The following is an 18,019-nucleotide window of genomic DNA, read 5'->3' as shown; positions in this document are numbered from 1 at the left end:
AAAATGTCTGATATCGGATTGAAAAAATCAAATCAGACATCAGACATTTCAATTTAAACATTCCTATTATGGGAAGATACCTAACTCAGCATAAGATGTACCTACTTTATTGATGGCACATACATACGCAGCGGTACGCATATCTGGAATTTCAGGATTATTCTTCCAAATCTCCATGATCTCGCGTGTTGCAGTGATCATGGTTTCTTCCAATCCGCTATGCACCAGATCTACTTCTTCTGGACCATGTAAAATGAAAGAACGTTCTTTTCCTGAAACCTGCTTACCTGTGAGCTCCTCGATTTGTCCGAGGATATGGTTATTCATATTTTCAGTAAAACGTTTTTCCATACGTCCATAACGAACGTGACTCAGGTTCTTTAACCACTCAAAATAAGACACGGTTACCCCACCTGCGTTCAGGTACATATCAGGAACAACCAGTGTACCTTTTGCAGCAAATATCTCATCTGCTTCCGGAGTTAATGGTCCATTAGCAGCTTCACCAATGATCTTTGCTTTTACACGAGGAGCATTGTCACCATTAATAACATTTTCAAGAGCGGCTGGGATCAGGATATCACATTCTAATTCCAATGCATCAGTACTTTTCGCAAGATTGGTTGCACCCGGGAAATTCAGGATCGAACCAGTCTTTTTTCTGTGTTGGAATACTTCTTCTTCATTCAATCCATCCGCATTGAAAATAGCACCTTCATATTCAGCGATTGACACTACTTTAGAACCAGCTTCACGGAAAAATTTAGCAGAATGGTAACCCACATTACCTAAGCCTTGTACCACTACTGTTTTGCCTTCAACACCAATAGAAAGACCCAGCTTTTTCATTACATCAGGCATATTACATACTTCGCGAATGCCATAGAAAACTCCCAATCCGGTAGCTTCTTTTCTTCCGCGAACACCACCTTGTGTAACGGGTTTACCGGTTACACAACCTGCTGCATCGATCTCACCAGGTTTCAGGGATGCATAAGTATCCACGATCCAAGCCATTTCACGTTCACCGGTTCCGTAATCAGGAGCAGGTACATCGATACCAGGACCGATGAAATTTTTCTTCACCAGTTCAGCGGTATAACGTCTTGTGATTTTTTCCAACTCATAAGCACTGTGGTTACGAGGATTGATCTTGATACCACCTTTACCACCACCGAATGGTACGTTTACAATTGCACATTTGTAAGTCATCAAAGAGGCAAGTGCCATCACTTCATCCTGATTCACTTCTTCGCTGAAACGAATACCACCTTTACAAGGAGATTTGTGCTGCGAATGTTGTACACGGTAAGCTTCAATAACTTCAATACGGCCATCATCCATTTTTACCGGAAAACGCATACTGTAAATGCTGTTACAGGCTTTGATCTGTTCGAGCAAACCTTTCTCCCACTTGGTAAATTTGGCCGCTTTATCAAAACTTCTCTCAACACTTTGAAAGAAGCTATACGGTTTGTGATCTGACATGAGCTAATCGTTTTTGTTTTTAACGTTTATGGTTTAGCTAATAGTTAATAGTCTATAGACCATGGTCCATGGACTATGGTCTATTATCTTTTCTTCTCCAGTTTACTGATCTTTTTATCCAAAGATGCTACGTAGATGAACAATCCAATGATGATCGTAAGTACTACTGCCATCACTACGTATATTTTTCCATTGCTTCTCATTACATCGGTTTCAGCGGCTACTTCTTGGGCTGATGCAGCCATATTGAATATTAATATGGCGACGAATGTATATAGGGTTTTCAGTAGTTTATTCATGAATCAATTGTTGTTCTTTTAAAATTTCATATCGGATACGCAAAGTGCTGATCCATACACCCAGTAAGGTCCAACCGATCACTGCCGGATAAAAAACTGAACGCATATTGGCATCCATATCTTTTCCATTCAAACCCGGATTTCCTTCACTGCCTTCTCCACCCGGATGAAGGGATTCCGTGAGACGAGGTAATATCCAGAGTGTGGGAAAGAGCATGAAAAAGGCAAAAATATTATACACAGCTCCGATCCTTGCTTTCTTCTCCTCTTCATTCATACTTCCACGTAAAACAAAGTAAGCCAGATAGATCAGCATAGCGATCGCTGCTCCGTTTTGTTTCGGATCGCCACTCCATGGACTTCCCCACTGGTAGTTGGCCCAGATAGCTCCGGTAGTAAGACCCAAAAAACCAAAAATGGTACCGGTAACAGCGAAAGCAGATGAATAAAAATCATCTAGTTGATTTCTGCTGCGGAGATATTTAATAGCGTATACAACAGAGACACCCAATAGGATCATCATAGCAAACCACATGGGTACATGGAAAAAGAAATTACGGATAGACTCCTGTAATCGGTCATCCAACTTGGGTATTTTTACCAGAAACCCATAGGAACAGGTATAGAGCAATAAAATAACAGCTAATATCTTCCACCAGACTTTTCGAATCATGATCGGGTTTTTACAGTTTTCCCTAAACACCAGTCAAACTAACAACTGTTTGCGCAAAATTAGGTGAAAGCCCATCAATATGTCAACGGAATTGGAAAATATTATCCCCCGAAATCTGTAACAACAGTTTTAAAAGAGGGGAAAAATCCGTACCTTTGCCGACTTCATAAAAAATCATGCCGTAACATGAAATTATCTCAATTTAAGTTCGATTTACCCCTTAACCTTATTGCCCAGCATCCGACCAAGAAAAGAGAAGACAGCCGATTGATGGTTGTTGATCGTAAAAGTGGTCACATGGAAAACAGACATTTCCGTGATATTCTGGAGTACTACGATGACAAAGACGTATTTGTAGTGAATAACACCAAAGTATTCCCTGCACGTATGTATGGTCGCAAAGAAAAGACCGGCGCCAAGATCGAAGTATTTTTGCTGCGTGAACTGAACAAACCCAATCGTCTTTGGGATGTGATCGTTGATCCCGCAAGAAAGATTCGCGTGGGCAACAAACTGTATTTCGGAGATAACGAAGAACTCGTTGCCGAAGTCATCGATAATACCACCAGTCGTGGACGAACCATTCGTTTCCTGTGGGATGATGATGATGAGAGCTTCAAAAAGATGCTGGAATTTTTAGGAGAAACCCCACTCCCGAAATATATCAAGCGCAAGCCTGATGAAGAAGATAAAGAACGCTATCAGACCGTTTATGCCAAGCATGAAGGTGCCGTAGCAGCTCCTACAGCTGGCTTACACTTCAGTAAAGAACTGATCAAGCGTTGTGAGATCCTGGGTATTCGCTTTGCAGAAGTGACCTTACATACCGGATTGGGAACTTTCCGTCCGATCGAAGTAGAGGATCTTAGCAAACACAAAATGGATGCTGAGTATTATGCTATTTCAGAAGAAGCATGTAAGATCGTAAACAAAGCAAAAGAAGGCGGACATCGTATCTGTTCTATCGGAACAACAACCATGCGTGCGATGGAAAGCAGCTTCACTGCTCAGAAATTATTGAAACCAAGCGAAGGTTGGACCAATCACTTTATCCATCCTCCTTACAATTTCAATGTTGCTGATAGTTTGGTTACTAATTTCCATTTACCAAAAACCAGTCTGCTGATCATGACCTGTGCATTTGCCGGTTATGACCTTGCGATGGAAGCATATAAAAAAGCAATAAAAGATAAATATCGATTCTTTAGTTATGGTGATGCATTACTGATCATCTAACAGTAAGGTCCATTTAAAGAGAAAGCCATCCCGCTAAAACGGAATGGCTTTTTTCATTTAACAACCAACAACTCCCATATACCCTAAATAAGAAGTTGTTTAACTGAATCTTGAACTCGCCTAAAACTAACAAACATTAGTTGTAACCCTTGTATAAAACTGCAACTTTTTTTCTAAAGACGCAAATAAACGCAAATAAAATTTGAAAATTGGGGATAAATCAGCAAAAAAATTCTACAAGCTGCGATTTTTTGCCTCTATTAGCTGTTTGAGTTGATCCAAATTCTTTTCCATCATCGGACCCATGATCTTATCGTTCATCATAGAGCCCAATCTTTCCCAGGGAAGCCAGCCAATAGATTGTTCAAACTGCCATTGCACGATGGTAACGTTTTGTTGAGGTTGATAGATGACACGTATGGTACTGATCTGTGGTTTGCCTTTAGCAGTGATCCAGGTACTAACAACCGTACTATCATTGTTTTCGATGATCGTTACTTCACTCTTACCGATATGAGCACTCACAGCAGACTCAATACGAACAGAAGGATCATTCATTCCTTCAACCCAATTCGGCCATTGTTGAATATCTTTTATTTGAGCAAGTACTGAATCTACCGGAGCGGATATATTCACGGCCCTTGATACCAATACTTTTGAAGGGAGCGCAATACCCATGATCGTTGCTAACAAAAACAAGATCACCAAACTTATCAATCCTAATTTTAGCAGTTTCATATTATTCCCATTTAAAGGTCTTGAACGCAACGGCATATACAACAACTGTCCATGCACCCAAAATCAACAGCTCTTGTCCACATGCAGCCAACCCGGCTCCTTCAAACGCAATGTTACGCATGGCATTATTGAAATGTGTCAGTGGCAATATTTTACACAATGGTTGTAACCAGGAAGGGAACGCATCGATAGAGAAAAATGTACCGGCCAACAAGAACTGGGGAAGCGTGATCAGGTTGGCAAATGGTGGAATACTACTTTCATTCTTAGCCAAGCTGCTCACAATAAAGCCAAATCCCATGAACAGGATAAGAGCAATAAAACTCAGTAACATGATCGTCAAAAAGGTTTCCATTCCATTGACGAGCGTGAATTTAAAAGCAAAATGTCCGACCCCGATAATGATCACAGCAGTCATCATTTGAAAGATGACCCTGCTCAAAGCCTCTCCTAACACTATATAGGGTCTTCTGATCGGCGTGGCGTAAAAGCGCTTCAAAACCAACTGTTGACGCAAATTGAAGAAGAGAAATGCTACCCCAAATACACCGGCACTCAACAATGAAAATCCCAATTGTCCGGGTAAAATAAAATCAATGGTGCGATACACCCTACCCGGGATCTTTTCTACTTCACTATTGACCATTGCAATGGTAGGCGTGTTGGAAAAAGTTTGTTGATTGATACCAGCGATCACCGCATTCAATATGGAGCGAAGCACTTGTAGATTCTGAGGATTGACCGCTTCTGAACTGGACAGTTGTATGGTGTAGGGCGGATTTTCCAAACCCGATTTCTGTATATTGACGATCGCAGTAAGCCTGCCTTTTTCAAGATCTTCCTTTAATTCCTGCGCTGATTTTTCAATGATACGGATACCGGATATCTTTTTCAATGAAGGATAAATCGGGTTGAGTGTATCGGTATTCTGCGCGAAAGCAATACTCAGCGAGACCTTTCCCCCGCCTCCTACAAATCCAAATACAAGAATGAATATCAAAGGGAATGCAATACTGAAGATAACGGCCGACGGACTCCTGAAGACCGCTTTCAGGCTAGCCCGTGTAATGGCAAACATGGCTTTGAACTGACTGTATTTAGCTGACATATCCGACTATTGACCACAAATCTATCCTTTTCTAGAGGAATCCAAAAAAAGAGCCGAGAAGATCATCTAAAAGACAAATGTCGTATATTTGTAAGACAAATGTTACCAAATGGCAAAAGCTAAAAAAATTAACCCGATCGGTACACCTAACCGCGTGGTGGAAGAATTTGCCATGCCCTATATTCCTGTACCCAAACAAGGATTACCCCAGGTTGCTGAGTTCACTTATCGCAAATTCAAAAAAATTGCAGATAAGGTTCCTTTCACCCAAACTGAATGGGCAGGTATTTTACACTTATCGGAACGCACTTTACAGCGGTATGCAAAAAACAATAGTTCTTTTGAAGGTATTTACACAGATCGTATTCTTCAATTACAAGAACTAATTGATATTGGCCTTGCCACTTTTACTTCTTCGGATAGTTTTTATCAATGGCTGAAAAAAGATAAAACCGTTATGGGGCAGGTACTGAATTTTCATTCGCTGTCTTCTGCACGTGGTATTCAAGAAACCATTCATCAATTGGCTCGTATCCAGCAAGGTATTTACGCATGATCGTTTATCGTTTTGCTCATTACCTATTTGCCGATGATCTAACTGGCACCGGTGCTAAGTTACATGGCGGACGATGGAATGCTATCGGCACGAACGTATTGTATACCAGTGGTACCATTTCTCTGTCTTTGTTGGAGATATTAGTGAACGCAGGAAGCTTTGAAGCACTTCAGCCATTCAGATTGATTCAATTAACCATTCCTGATACTGCCATCAAATATCAGATCAACACAAAGAATCTGAAAAAGAACTGGCACCAAGATATTGGTTATACCCAATGGATGGGCAGTGAAATTCTTCAGGAAAAAAAAGCATTGGTAATCGAATGCCCATCAGTGATCATTCCGCAAGAATCTAATTTTCTATTGAATCCTTTACACAAAGATTTCAATAAAATACGCATGAAAGAAGTGAGTGATTTTTCTTTTGATGAAAGACTTTTCCCTTTAGTGAACCGTTAAGAAATAAGGCATTCTTGTTTGGGGCTCTCCTACCATTTGTTTTACTTGTTTCAACTGTTTCAGGAAGTTCCATTGTTCCAGCCCAATTTCTTCACTGATCAGAGAAGACCTGATCGATTTTTTATAGCCCCCCATGATCTGTTGAAACAGATCTTTTTTCTCCGGATATTCTCTGACCCGATAATCATCCAGTTTAGCCAGCGCTGCGGCATGGTCAACCGCATCTTGCAATGTTCCTATTTTGTCTACCAAACCGATTTGTAAAGCCCGTGTACCGGTCCATACCCGGCCTTGTGCTATACTGTCTACATATTCCATACTTCTTTCACGACCTTCTGAAACCCTTGTTTTAAAGGTGGTGTAGATAGAATCGGTAGCGGATTGAAAAAATCTTTTTTCTGCTTCGGTGAGTGGACGATCACCCGCTCCCATATCAGCAAAGGGAGCTGTGCGTACGCGATCTGTAGTAATACCCAGTTTATTTTTCAGGAAAGATTCAAAATTGGGAACAATACTAAATACGCCAATAGAACCGGTGATTGTTGTTTCATTGGCAAATACAGCATCAGCATTACATGCAATATAATAACCACCTGATGCTGCCACATCACCCATACTTACTACTACGGGTTTTACTTTTTTAGCCAATGATATTTCACGCCATATCACATCACTGGCCAACGCACTACCGCCTGGTGAGTTCACACGAAGTACAATGGCTTTTACGTCTTTATCCAATCTTGCTTTACGCAATACATTTTTAAAGACATCACTACCCACTTGCTCCTCATCACCTTCGCCACTGACAATATCTCCTTGTGCAAAGATCACTGCTATCTTTCCTCCACTAGTATAGTTGCCCAATGAGGTTGCTTGTGCATATTCATTAATGGTCACAAAATTGATAGACGATTTGGGATCTTTTTTTAACCATTTCAGCATCTCACCTTTTACTTCGTCATCATATTTTAATCCATCTACCAGTTTGTATTGCAATGCATCTGCTGCTGTCTGAATTTTTCCATTGATGGCCAATTCATGTAAGGTAGCAGAGTCAATATTTCTGGATGTTGTAGTTGAACGTAAGAATGAAGCATACAGATCTCCCAGCCATACTGCAGTTTGTAAACGATTGGCTTCTGTCATTTTAGTTTCTCGAAGAGGCTCAGTTGCACTTTTGAATTTACCTGCATAGAATATTTGTGGTTCAATTTGCAACTTATCCAACATGCCTTTCAGAAAAAATAGATTAGACGAAAAACCTGACCACTCGAGTCCGCCTTGCGGGTGTACATATACTCTTTCCGCAGCATTGGCCACATAATAGGCTTTCTGTGTCATGGTTTCTCCGTATGCGAGAACAAACTTTCCTGACTTTTTGAAATCCAATACCGCTTTACGTATTTCTTCGCTGGAAGAAAATCCATTGGCATTATCGGCTGCTAAAATGTATAAACCTTTCACGGATGAATCCGACTTGGCTTCTTCCAATAATCTTACAACATCAAACAATGAAGGAACTTCAGATTCTGCATTGGAAATAAAAGACCCGAATGGATTTTCCTGAGCCTGTTCTTTGAAATTCACAGAAAGATCCAATACCAACACTGCTTTTGAGCCAACAACTGGTACTTCAGGTGAGGCAGCACTAGAGATAAACCCGATCAATAAAAAAATCCCAATTACTGTAAAAACGATCAATGCCAGTAATGATGCAAAGAATATTTTAAAAAAATTACGCATAATTCCGTTGTTTAATCACTGTCCACAGATACACCTATCATTTTACCGAAATAATCCTGTGCGACTTTGTGAATTTAAAGATATTTGGAGCTGTAAATATCTCCAATTTATGAATACAGCGTATTTGCTGACAGGCGGTAATATGGGAAACCGATTGAATAATCTGCAGCAAGCGGCTGAATTGATTCAACAGAACTGCGGAAAGATCGTTGCCCGTTCCTCGATCTATGAAACGGAAGCCTGGGGTAAGACAGATCAACCCGCCTTTTTGAATCAGGCACTTCAAATAACAACCAGCCTGTCTCCTGATGTGCTGATGCAGACACTGCTGGATATCGAAAGTACCATGGGACGTATCAGAACCGTTAAAATGGGACCGCGCATCATTGATTTGGATATTTTATTGATCAATGACCTGATACAGCATTCACCAATTTTGACCATCCCGCATCCCGCTCTCCCTTTACGCAGATTTGCATTATTGCCTTTGGCAGAAATCGCTCCTGAGTTGATACATCCTACCGAAAAGAAATCGATCCTTGAATTACTGCAAACTTGTCCGGACACCTTAAATGTGCAAAAAAAATAAGTGATCACTACTGTAGCACGGTTAATTTTGGGCGCTATTGCTTATAGGACATGAAGTATCAATACATTACAGTAGAAGGAAATATTGGCGCAGGCAAAACCACTTTGGCTCATTTGTTGTCGAAAAAACTAAATGCGAGACTGATCCTTGAAGAATTTGCGGATAACCCCTTTCTTCCGAAGTTTTATGATAACCCTCAACAATACGCTTTCCCATTGGAATTGTTTTTTATGGCTGAGCGTTATAAACAGTTGAAAGATCTTTTGCAGACCAAGGATATGTTTCAACATGTTACAGTCTCCGACTATCTCTTCACCAAATGTTTGTTGTTTGCCAAAGTGAATTTACCCGAAGAAGAGTTCAGGTTATATCAAAAGCTATTTGACATCATTCATCAACAGTTGGTGTTTCCGGATATACTCATTTATCTTCATGCACCTGTCAATAAATTACAGCAGAATATCAGGAAAAGAAATCGCGAGTATGAACAATCTATTCCTGATGAGTATTTGTTCAATATTCAAGAAACGTATACCAGTTATATCAAACAACACAATATCAAAACCATTTTCATTGATGCGAGTAATGCAGATTTTTTAGGCAATGAGAAACATTTGGATATTGTTTTAGATGCACTGGAGAAAGACTATGAAGGCGGACAACATTATTTCAGTTTACCCTGAGAACGTATAAAAGCATTACATGGACAAACCAGCATATGATCCATTCGCGGCCATGCGAATTCGTGAGTACAGGAATCTCATGATGGGCAGGTTTCTCTTTATCATGGGATTGCGAATGATGGGAACATTGGTTGGTTGGTGGATCTATGAACTCACGAATGACCCCTTTGCCATTGGATTGATCGGTCTTTCAGAAGTGATTCCCGCTGTATCACTTTCTTTATATGCGGGGCATATCATCGATATCAGTGAAAAAAGAAAACTCCTACTCAGAGGAGTCACCCTTTATCTGGTTTGTGCTTTATTTCTTTTACTATTATCAACCTCCTACACAACAGAGCAGTTGAGTAAACACTGGATCGCTTTTTCAATTTATATCATCATATTTTTTACAGGTATCATACGTGCATTCACCGGACCTACTTTTGGTACGATGGTAGCATCGATTGTACCGAGGGATCTATTACAAAATGCCACTACCTGGAACCAAGGTATTTGGTTATCGGCCTCGGTTACAGGACATGCTACCGTAGGATTTCTAATTGCTTTGATCGGAAATACCGGTTCGCTTGCTGTGATATCGACCCTTGTATTCATCGGATTTATGTTCATGTTTCAGATCAAGCCCAAACCATCACTCAATGAAAAGGGTGAGAAAAAAACAATGGAAAGTGTGAAGGAAGGGTTGAGTTTTGTTTTTAAAACAAAAGAATTACTAGGCGCATTAAGCCTTGACCTATTTGCTGTTTTATTTGGCGGTGCTGTTGCAATGATTCCGGTTTTTGCGAAAGACATTCTCAAAACAGGACCTATCGGATTTGGATGGTTAAATGCCGCATCAGATATCGGTTCCATACTCATTGTCATTTTGCTGACAGCATTCCCATTAAAAAGACAACAAGGCAAAAAACTATTACTTGCTGTAGCTGGCTTTGGGGTTTGCATCATCATTTTTGCTTTTTCAAGATTATTCTGGTTATCGTTTGCTGTATTGATGTTAAGCGGGATGCTGGATGGCATCAGTATGATCATACGAGGCACCATCGTTCAGTTGAAAACTCCTGACCAGATGAGAGGAAGAGTGATGAGCGTGAACTCTATGTTCATCAACAGCAGTAATGAATTAGGGCAATTTGAAAGTGGTGTGGCGGCGAAATTATTGGGTGTGATTCCTTCAGTGGTTTTTGGTGGATGTATGACCCTACTGGTTGTTGCTACAACATGGTTCAAAGCACCTAGCCTTCGGAAGATGGAATATTAAAAAAGCATCCCGAAGGATGCTTTCTGTAATTTCGATTAATCTGGTATTACCAATTTATTGTTGTTTCGATTGATATCCGCCATTCGCATCGATGGATCGATCTCTATGGATTTGATATCTTGTATTCCTCTGCTGATCGTGAATTTGTATTCTGGATGAGTCCAGCGCCATGGCTTTTCTACGATGCGTTCTGTTGCATCTTCCGCAGGCTTTGTTCCATACATCAGATCGAGTGGTATATTATGCATTTCCTGTTTACCATCTTTATACGTAATCAGAACATCTAATGGCATTGGCATTTTACCAACACGTTTTACGGCCAATGTTGCTTTTCCATCTACAACATTGATATCACCTACTGCATAATCAATTGTTTTTGTTGAGTTGATAAAATACTCTTTATACCAATCCAACTCCATCCCACTTCTTTTTTCTGCCACACGAATAAAATCATTGGGATTAGGATGTTTAAAGCGCCACTGATAATAATAATCCAATAAGATCTGATCACGCACTTTAGCACCAACAATGTATCCTAGTTGTTCCATGAATACAGCGCCCTTGCTATATGATGCTGCACCATATGCAAAATTGGTATTGTAGTGGTCTGCATGTGTACTTGCCGGTTCTTCAAAACCACTTCTTGCCAAATTGAAATAACTGCGATAAGATCCTTCAGCTGCAAATCCTTTACTACCACGCATTTCAGCCATAACTCTAGATGTTGCATAATCTGTGAATCCTTCATCCATCCAAGGATACAATGCTTCATTGGAACCCATCATCATTTGATACCAGCTGTGCATCCACTCATGTATGGCAGTACCGATGCTTGCATTTTTCATCAATGTTGCCATAGGATATTCCATACCGCCATCTCCTCCCTGTACAAATGTGTAGGTCTTATAAGGATAAGGTCCAAATGTTCTGGCAATGATCGGATATGCCACTACAGCTGTATCTAACACACGTTGCCAGCGAGCGTCATTCACTTCAGCTGCCGAGTCAGTACCTTTATATACCACACGCAATAATGGTCCATTGGCAGTTGCTTTTGTGATCATTTTATATTTAGGGTCAGCAGCCCACATGAAATCATGTACGTTATACGCCTGCCATTTCCAAGTAATGGTATTTTGTGTAGGAGCAACAGGCTTACTACCGGGAGTTTCATAACCACGACCAATTTCATTTCCGTTGATCAGATCACCACCCGCTGTAACAAAATAGTTTTTATCGATGGTGATATTCACATCAAAATCTCCCCATACGCCATAAAATTCGCGAGCGATATAAGGATTGGCATTCCATCCCTGATAATCATACTCAACCAATTTAGGATACCACTGACTCATGCTATAGCGAACTCCTTCTGCATTGTCTCTTCCACTTCTACGGATCTGCAATGGCACTTGTGCTTCAAATTGTACATCCATCTGGATCTTTGATTTGGGCATGATTGGCTTTGCCAATACAACTTCTAAAATGGTTTCATGTTCTTTGAGTTCCTGTGCTACACCATTGATCTTAACAGAAGCCACTCGCTGAAATCCGATTTGTTCAGGATTCAGTTTGCTGATCCTGTCTTTTACTCTTGCATCCCAGTCTAATCCATCACTTCCCCTGGATGGCTCACGTAACACTGTTTTTCCGAGTTCACGACTACGAACATCCATACTGCTATTCGGTTGAAAGGCATTCCAGTACAGGTGAAAGAAGATCCTTGTTAACGTATCCGGAGAATTATTCCAATAATCAATTTTTTCGACCCCTGTAAAACGGTTGGTATTTACATCCATGTTCACATTGATCTGGTATTTGATCTTTTGTTGCCAACGGTCAGATTGTGCAATCGTATCGGTTGATACAAGACAGATGACAGTTGACAGGAAGAAAATTTTCAAGAGTGATTGTTTCATGTCGTGCTAATCGTTTATGAGTGGCTAATTTCAGAAAAAAAAGTGAGCTGTGGCGCTATTTTATGGTTGAATTGAACACAGCGATGAGATTTATTAAAATAAAAGGGGATACAGGATCAAACAAAATGAGCCCTTGATCAGGAAGCGCCTGCAACCACGATCACGATCTCTCCTTTTACAGACTTCGATCTAAAATAATCAGCGACTTGCTGTAAAGTACCCCGATAATTTTCTTCAAACATTTTGGTAAGCTCCCTACTCACGCTGCAATATCTTTCAGCACCAAAGTAGCCTGCCATTTCATCCAACGTTTTTACCAGCCGCATTGGACTTTCATAGAATACCATTGTTCGCTCTTCTGTAGCTAGTTGTTTAAAAAGCGTTTGTCTTCCTTTTTTGATTGGCAAAAAGCCTTCAAATACGAAACGGTTGGAAGGTATGCCACTATTGACCAATGCAGGAACAAAAGCTGTAGTTCCCGGCAAGCATTCTACTTTGATACCTTCTTGAATACAAGCCCTTACCAATAAAAAAGCGGGATCAGAGATTCCCGGTGTACCTGCATCTGTGATCAATGCAAAGGTTTTCCCTGCTTTCATCTGATCGGTAAGATGTGCAACTACTTTATGTTCATTATGCTGGTGATAAGGAGAAAGTGGTTTCTGTATCTGGTAATGATTCAGGAATTTGGATGAAGTGCGTGTGTCCTCACATAAGATCACATCGACTTGCTGTAAAACTTCCAAAGAACGGAGTGTTACATCTTTTAGGTTACCGATGGGTGTGGGAACAAGATACAGCATGTAATGTCAGATGGTAGATATCAGATGTCAGATCTAGTAAATGATATAAGCACTCAAATTACTTTCTTCCTTACATCTGACATCTGCGATCTGAGATAATTAATTTATCATTTCAATCTCATAAAACTCCATCACCGGATTGGCAAGTAGTTTTTTGGATGCGTCTTCAGCTATTTGTTTGGCTTCTGCTTCAGAAGCCGCTTCGATCTGCAGTGTAATGTGTTTACCAACTCTAACATCACTCACAGCCCCTAAACCAAGGTTTTGGAGTCCGCCCAATACTGCTTTCCCTTGAGGATCGAGAAGGTCTTTTAATGGCATTACTTTGATCTGCACGTTATAGGTCATGATTCTTTTTGTTTAAGGAGCAAAGATAGAACTACATAAGCAATAAAAGTGACAGGAACTGATAACCATCCCCATAAGAAAGCAGTAATCACTGCAATGACGGCCATCAGCAGGAAAGGGAACAATTTCCGAAATGTCAGGTGCGTGAATTTTAGCGCCATCATGGGTAATGTAGATACCATCAGGTAACTGACCAATAAGATGATGCCATACCAAACCCATTTATTGAGTAATAATGAGATCACCCATGTCTCTTGCGTATTCCAATATATCAACGGAAAAGAAGCCAGCAACAAGCCTGCCGCGGGTATTGGCACCCCTTTGAACCCGTAGTGCTGAGTAGTATCAATATTGAATCTTGCGAGTCTGAATGCGCCTGCACATGGTAAAATGAATGCCGGTAATAACCATCCGATGGAGGCGTCCAATCCGTCGGCATCCTGAGCTACAGACAATCGGAGGAACTGCCAGGCAATCAACCCCGGAACCACACCAAAACTTACCAGATCCGCCAAAGAATCCAGTTGTTTTCCCATGTCTGAGGGCACTTTCAATAATCGCGCAAAAAAGCCGTCACAAAAATCGATAATCGCAGCACCGGCAAGTAGTACACTTGCCCATTGCATTTGTTCCGGTATTTCTACAATTGTTTCTCCATTTGATGAATAAGCCATGGTCAATCCTGTTTGCATCACCATCACAATAGCAATACAACCACACAACAAATTCAGAAGGGTAAAGAGATTGGGGATTTGTTTCATGTAATATTTTTAAGGTCAATAGACCATGGTCCATGGACCATGGTCTATTGACTACTTATTTATTTTTCTTCATCAACGCCTCGATGTCTTCCACTGTGATGGGAATGTTTTTCATGAGGTCTATATTTCCATTTTTAGTGATCCAGAAATTATTTTCGATACGGACACCCATTTGTTCTTCTTCAATATAAATACCGGGTTCTACCGTAAAGACCATTCCTGCTTGAATGGGCTCTGTTCTTGTTCCAAGATCATGTACATCAATCCCCAGATGATGGGATATGCCATGGTAAAGATATTTGCGATATGCCCTATTCTCCGGGTCTTCATTCTTTACTTGAGACTTTCGCAACAATCCGATTTTTAAAAATTGTTGTGTTGCTTCCTCTCCTACTTTTTCGGTATAGTCAACAATAGAAATGCCTGGCTTTAAAATGCTCTTCGCATAGTTGTGTAAATGTAGACAAGCATTATAAACAGTTTTTTGTCTGCGTGTGAATTTACCGTTAACAGGGACTGTTCTGGTAAGATCAGCGCAATAACCGCCGTACTCTGCTCCAAAATCCATCAATACCATTTCTCCATCTTTACATTCCTGATTGTTGGAAACATAATGAAGGGTTCTGGCTCTGTCGCCACTTGCAATAATGCTTCCGTAGGCAGTCCCGGTAGCGCGTTGACTATAAAAACTGTGAAAGATCTCTGCTTCGATCTCGTATTCAAAAACGCCGGGTTTAATAAATCCTAATAATCTGCGGAAAGTATTATCGGTAATATTGATGGCCTGTTGTATCACTGCCACTTCTTCTTTGGTCTTGATTGCCCGAAGTGATTTCATGATCTTGGCAGCGCGATGGTATTGATGTAATGGATAACGTTCTTTCATTTCATCAACAAAACGATAATCCCTGCTTCTGATCAGCGATGCTTTACGATCATTTTCATTGGTATCGAGGTAGATATTATCGGCTAAATGTACCCATGTTTGCAAAAAAGCATCCAGTGTATCGAGCCAAACGATGGTTTCTATTCCGGATATCGCTGTTGCCTCGTTTCTGCGTAGTCTTTTTCCATCCCATTTTTCTTTCAATTCATTTGGACGCACAAGTACCAATACTTCTTTATACTTCGGATCGGGACAGTCAGGAAAAAGAATTACCATGGAATCTTCCTGGGTGATACCGCTCAACCAATACAAATTGCTATTCTGTTTGAACTTGTGTAAGGCATCCCCATTCATAGGCCATTCATCATTGCTAACAAAAATGGCAATGCTGTTGGGCTGCATGGCTTTGGTAAAACGCTTACGATTGATTATGAATAGATTGGGATCGAGCGGCAAGTATTTCATCGGTTCATATTTGGAGTTTGCAATATAAAACTTTATGGTTCAGCTGACCCCAAAACTTGCGCATATCTGATGGACAATTGTTAAAAAAGAATCAATATCCACGAAATATTTCTTATTTACGAATTCACTCGTATATTTACTACGAAATCATTCGTTCAATAATAAAACAAACAGCATGAAAACGTTTATCAACAGCAGATGGATCGGCGCAGCCGTATTAGCATTATCAGTCATTGGTTTTAGTGCCTGGAAAGCAGCCGGCGAATCAGTGAATCCGCCCAAACCCTTTTCCTTCACATATGAAAATGAGGATACCACTAAAAGCAAAAAGAAATTCAAAGTATACTCAGATAACGACAGAGAATACAAAGTGGGTGATCTGGACAAAGCTTTGAAAGATCTTGATAAAGCCACACTTGAACTGGACCGTGAACTGAAAATGGATTTCAGCAAAATGGAAAAGGACATGAAGAAAGCGATGGAGGAAATGAAAAAGATCGATGTAGAAGGAATCAAACGTGAAATTGAAAGCGCTATGAAAGAAGTACAAGCTGCTTTACGTGAGATCGATTTTAAAGATATTCATAAAGAGGTTGAAAAAGAGATGGTCAAAGTGAAAGAAGAACTAAAGAGTGAAAAGATCAAACACAATATTGATGTTGAAGGCATCAGAAAAGAAGTAGAGAAAGGAATGGCAGAGGCTAAAGAAGGTATCCGCGAAGCTAAAAAGCAAATTGCAGAACTAAAAGCGTTTGTAGATGAACTGGATAAAGACGGATTGATCGACAAGGATAAATCTTACAAGATCCAGATCAAGAACAAAAAAATGTTCATCAATGGAAAAGAACAATCAGCTGAGGTGAATAAAAAGTATAGCAAATACTTAGACAAAGAAGACTATTCGATCGAGAGAGAGGAAGATTAATGAATAGTGAGTAGTGAGTATATTCTTGACTCACTACTCACAATTCACAATTCACTAAAATCTCACCGTAGGACATTTCACTGCATTACTGCTATTGGAGAAAATGCCGCTTTTGATGATGGATATTTCATAAGCACCACGTGCTCCATTGATACTACCTAAATTAGAGATTGTAGCATCGTAGTTGAATGTAAATCTTGTATCGTTTACCTGATACCCCACCATTGGAATAACCGCATCTTTGTGTCTGTAATACAAGCCTAAAATCATTTGTTGCTCGCCGTCACCAATAAGGTTACGATTTGCATTAAAGCCTACTACGGTTTCCCAGGCATTCCCCATTTTGCTGACATAAATATTGGGGTTGACGATCCACAGATCCTCAAATTTGATACTGGCATTCACAAAGCCGGTATAACGTCTATTCAATCTGGCATCCACTGCTGTAGGTGAAAAAAAACTTTCCCGTGGACGATTTACATGCTGTGCACTCACGCCTAAGTTGAAATAAAAATTATCGGATGCGAAATATGCATAGTTCATTCCCACCTGTAGATCTGCATATGTGGTTTGTGTAAAAGCAAAAGGCTCATTGGAAGGAACATTGATATCAAAGAATTGTCCATTCCACTGGTTATCAAAATTAAGCTTGCTAATATCAATGCGCTTATTGATGAATCCAACTGAGAAACCTCCGCTCAATAAACTATTGTATCCTAACATTTGATGATAGGCTATGCTGGCATAACCATTTGTAGATACAAGATTGCCACTACCTGCTCTGTCACTGTACAAAGAAGCCCCCACACCCATCCAGCCATTTTCAAATCGGTTACCGAATAATTTGGTATCGCCCCACAAACTCATGGTTCGAAAAGGATTGCCAACGCTTGCCCACTGATTACGATAATTACCTCCGATCCTATAATCAAAATCTGGATTGAACCCGGTATTCGCAGGATTCACCAGCATTGGTGTATTGAAATATTGAGAAAAATTCAAGCCCTGACCACTTGCATTCACAGCAAGCAGACAAAACGCAAAACCGACCAAAAAAACCTGTACACTACTTCTCAT

19 protein-coding genes are annotated in these 18,019 nt (G+C 40.3%); 7 read left to right on the top strand and 12 right to left on the bottom strand.

Features of this window, described 5'->3' with window-relative positions; all coding sequences use genetic code 11:
• Positions 1–66: 66 nt before the first annotated feature.
• The 3 genes from ABXG83_RS00855 to ccsA form a co-directional block, all read right to left on the bottom strand.
• Positions 67–1,488, bottom strand: a complete 1,422-nt coding sequence (locus ABXG83_RS00855; RefSeq protein ID WP_353549614.1) for a Glu/Leu/Phe/Val dehydrogenase — start codon at positions 1,486–1,488, stop codon at positions 67–69.
• 83 nt (positions 1,489–1,571) lie between these two features.
• Positions 1,572–1,787: a CcmD family protein gene (locus ABXG83_RS00850; RefSeq protein ID WP_353549613.1), complete on the bottom strand. Its 216-nt coding sequence runs from the start codon at positions 1,785–1,787 to the stop codon at positions 1,572–1,574.
• Complete coding sequence (ccsA, locus tag ABXG83_RS00845) at positions 1,780–2,460, bottom strand: cytochrome c biogenesis protein CcsA (protein ID WP_353549612.1); 681 nt, start codon at positions 2,458–2,460, stop codon at positions 1,780–1,782. Before ccsA ends, ABXG83_RS00850 begins: the two co-directional genes overlap by 8 nt.
• Positions 2,461–2,646: 186 nt before the next feature.
• Between ccsA and queA the strand changes: the two genes are divergently transcribed.
• Positions 2,647–3,696 (top strand): tRNA preQ1(34) S-adenosylmethionine ribosyltransferase-isomerase QueA, encoded by a 1,050-nt coding sequence (gene queA / locus ABXG83_RS00840; protein WP_178888048.1) that lies wholly within the window; start codon positions 2,647–2,649, stop codon positions 3,694–3,696.
• A 234-nt stretch (positions 3,697–3,930) separates the two neighbouring features.
• Here the strand turns inward: queA and ABXG83_RS00835 are convergent, their stop codons facing one another.
• Together ABXG83_RS00835 and ABXG83_RS00830 are read right to left on the bottom strand one after the other, a co-directional pair.
• Complete coding sequence (locus ABXG83_RS00835) at positions 3,931–4,434, bottom strand: SRPBCC family protein (RefSeq protein WP_353549611.1); 504 nt, start codon at positions 4,432–4,434, stop codon at positions 3,931–3,933.
• Between the two features lies 1 nt (position 4,435).
• Positions 4,436–5,542: an ABC transporter permease gene (locus ABXG83_RS00830; RefSeq protein ID WP_353549610.1), complete on the bottom strand. Its 1,107-nt coding sequence runs from the start codon at positions 5,540–5,542 to the stop codon at positions 4,436–4,438.
• 109 nt (positions 5,543–5,651) lie between these two features.
• On the opposite strand from ABXG83_RS00830, the gene ABXG83_RS00825 reads away from it, so the two are divergent.
• Positions 5,652–6,098 carry an antitoxin Xre-like helix-turn-helix domain-containing protein gene (locus tag ABXG83_RS00825; RefSeq protein ID WP_353549609.1) on the top strand — a complete coding sequence of 149 codons (447 nt, stop codon included), beginning with the start codon at positions 5,652–5,654 and terminating at the stop codon, positions 6,096–6,098.
• Positions 6,095–6,559 carry an RES family NAD+ phosphorylase gene (locus ABXG83_RS00820; RefSeq protein WP_353549608.1) on the top strand — a complete coding sequence of 155 codons (465 nt, stop codon included), beginning with the start codon at positions 6,095–6,097 and terminating at the stop codon, positions 6,557–6,559. The genes ABXG83_RS00825 and ABXG83_RS00820 overlap by 4 nt, the downstream gene beginning before the upstream one ends.
• Here ABXG83_RS00820 and sppA read toward each other — a convergent pair.
• Positions 6,545–8,302, bottom strand: coding sequence for a signal peptide peptidase SppA (gene sppA / locus ABXG83_RS00815; RefSeq protein WP_353549607.1), 1,758 nt, complete (start codon positions 8,300–8,302; stop codon positions 6,545–6,547). The genes ABXG83_RS00820 and sppA overlap by 15 nt on opposite strands.
• 109 nt (positions 8,303–8,411) lie before the next feature.
• Between sppA and folK the strand changes: the two genes are divergently transcribed.
• From folK to ABXG83_RS00800, 3 genes are read left to right on the top strand one after another with little or no spacing between them, the layout of a single operon-like run.
• The gene (gene folK, locus ABXG83_RS00810) at positions 8,412–8,891 is read left to right on the top strand and encodes a 2-amino-4-hydroxy-6-hydroxymethyldihydropteridine diphosphokinase (RefSeq protein ID WP_353549606.1); all 480 of its coding nucleotides are present in this window, start codon (positions 8,412–8,414) and stop codon (positions 8,889–8,891) included.
• A 50-nt stretch (positions 8,892–8,941) separates the two neighbouring features.
• Positions 8,942–9,574: a deoxynucleoside kinase gene (locus ABXG83_RS00805; protein ID WP_353549605.1), complete on the top strand. Its 633-nt coding sequence runs from the start codon at positions 8,942–8,944 to the stop codon at positions 9,572–9,574.
• A gap of 19 nt (positions 9,575–9,593) precedes the next feature.
• The gene (locus ABXG83_RS00800) at positions 9,594–10,835 is read left to right on the top strand and encodes an MFS transporter (protein ID WP_353549604.1); all 1,242 of its coding nucleotides are present in this window, start codon (positions 9,594–9,596) and stop codon (positions 10,833–10,835) included.
• Positions 10,836–10,870: 35 nt separating this feature from the next.
• Here ABXG83_RS00800 and ABXG83_RS00795 read toward each other — a convergent pair whose 3' ends face one another.
• The 5 genes from ABXG83_RS00795 to ABXG83_RS00775 all read right to left on the bottom strand — a co-directional run bounded on the left by ABXG83_RS00795 (position 10,871) and on the right by ABXG83_RS00775 (position 16,017).
• Complete coding sequence (locus tag ABXG83_RS00795; RefSeq protein ID WP_353549603.1) at positions 10,871–12,754, bottom strand: M1 family metallopeptidase; 1,884 nt, start codon at positions 12,752–12,754, stop codon at positions 10,871–10,873.
• Positions 12,755–12,891: 137 nt separating this feature from the next.
• The gene (gene rsmI / locus ABXG83_RS00790; protein WP_353549602.1) at positions 12,892–13,557 is read right to left on the bottom strand and encodes a 16S rRNA (cytidine(1402)-2'-O)-methyltransferase; all 666 of its coding nucleotides are present in this window, start codon (positions 13,555–13,557) and stop codon (positions 12,892–12,894) included.
• Positions 13,558–13,656: 99 nt separating this feature from the next.
• On the bottom strand, positions 13,657–13,905 hold the full coding sequence (purS, locus tag ABXG83_RS00785; RefSeq protein WP_353549601.1) for a phosphoribosylformylglycinamidine synthase subunit PurS: 249 nt from the start codon (positions 13,903–13,905) through the stop codon (positions 13,657–13,659).
• Positions 13,902–14,666, bottom strand: a complete 765-nt coding sequence (locus ABXG83_RS00780; RefSeq protein ID WP_353549600.1) for a CDP-alcohol phosphatidyltransferase family protein — start codon at positions 14,664–14,666, stop codon at positions 13,902–13,904. The genes purS and ABXG83_RS00780 overlap by 4 nt, the downstream gene beginning before the upstream one ends.
• Positions 14,667–14,721: 55 nt before the next feature.
• On the bottom strand, positions 14,722–16,017 hold the full coding sequence (locus ABXG83_RS00775; protein WP_353549599.1) for an aminopeptidase P family protein: 1,296 nt from the start codon (positions 16,015–16,017) through the stop codon (positions 14,722–14,724).
• Between the two features lie 175 nt (positions 16,018–16,192).
• On the opposite strand from ABXG83_RS00775, the gene ABXG83_RS00770 reads away from it, so the two are divergent.
• Positions 16,193–16,942, top strand: a complete 750-nt coding sequence (locus ABXG83_RS00770) for a hypothetical protein (protein ID WP_353549598.1) — start codon at positions 16,193–16,195, stop codon at positions 16,940–16,942.
• Positions 16,943–16,996: 54 nt separating this feature from the next.
• Here the strand turns inward: ABXG83_RS00770 and ABXG83_RS00765 are convergent, their stop codons facing one another.
• Positions 16,997–18,019 (bottom strand): PorP/SprF family type IX secretion system membrane protein, encoded by a 1,023-nt coding sequence (locus ABXG83_RS00765; protein WP_353549597.1) that lies wholly within the window; start codon positions 18,017–18,019, stop codon positions 16,997–16,999.

The organism is Sediminibacterium sp. KACHI17 (genome assembly GCF_040362915.1).
Lineage (GTDB): Bacteria > Bacteroidota > Bacteroidia > Chitinophagales > Chitinophagaceae > Sediminibacterium.
Note: the sequence above shows the minus strand (reverse complement) of the source record. Positions and strands in the feature narration are given on the sequence as shown.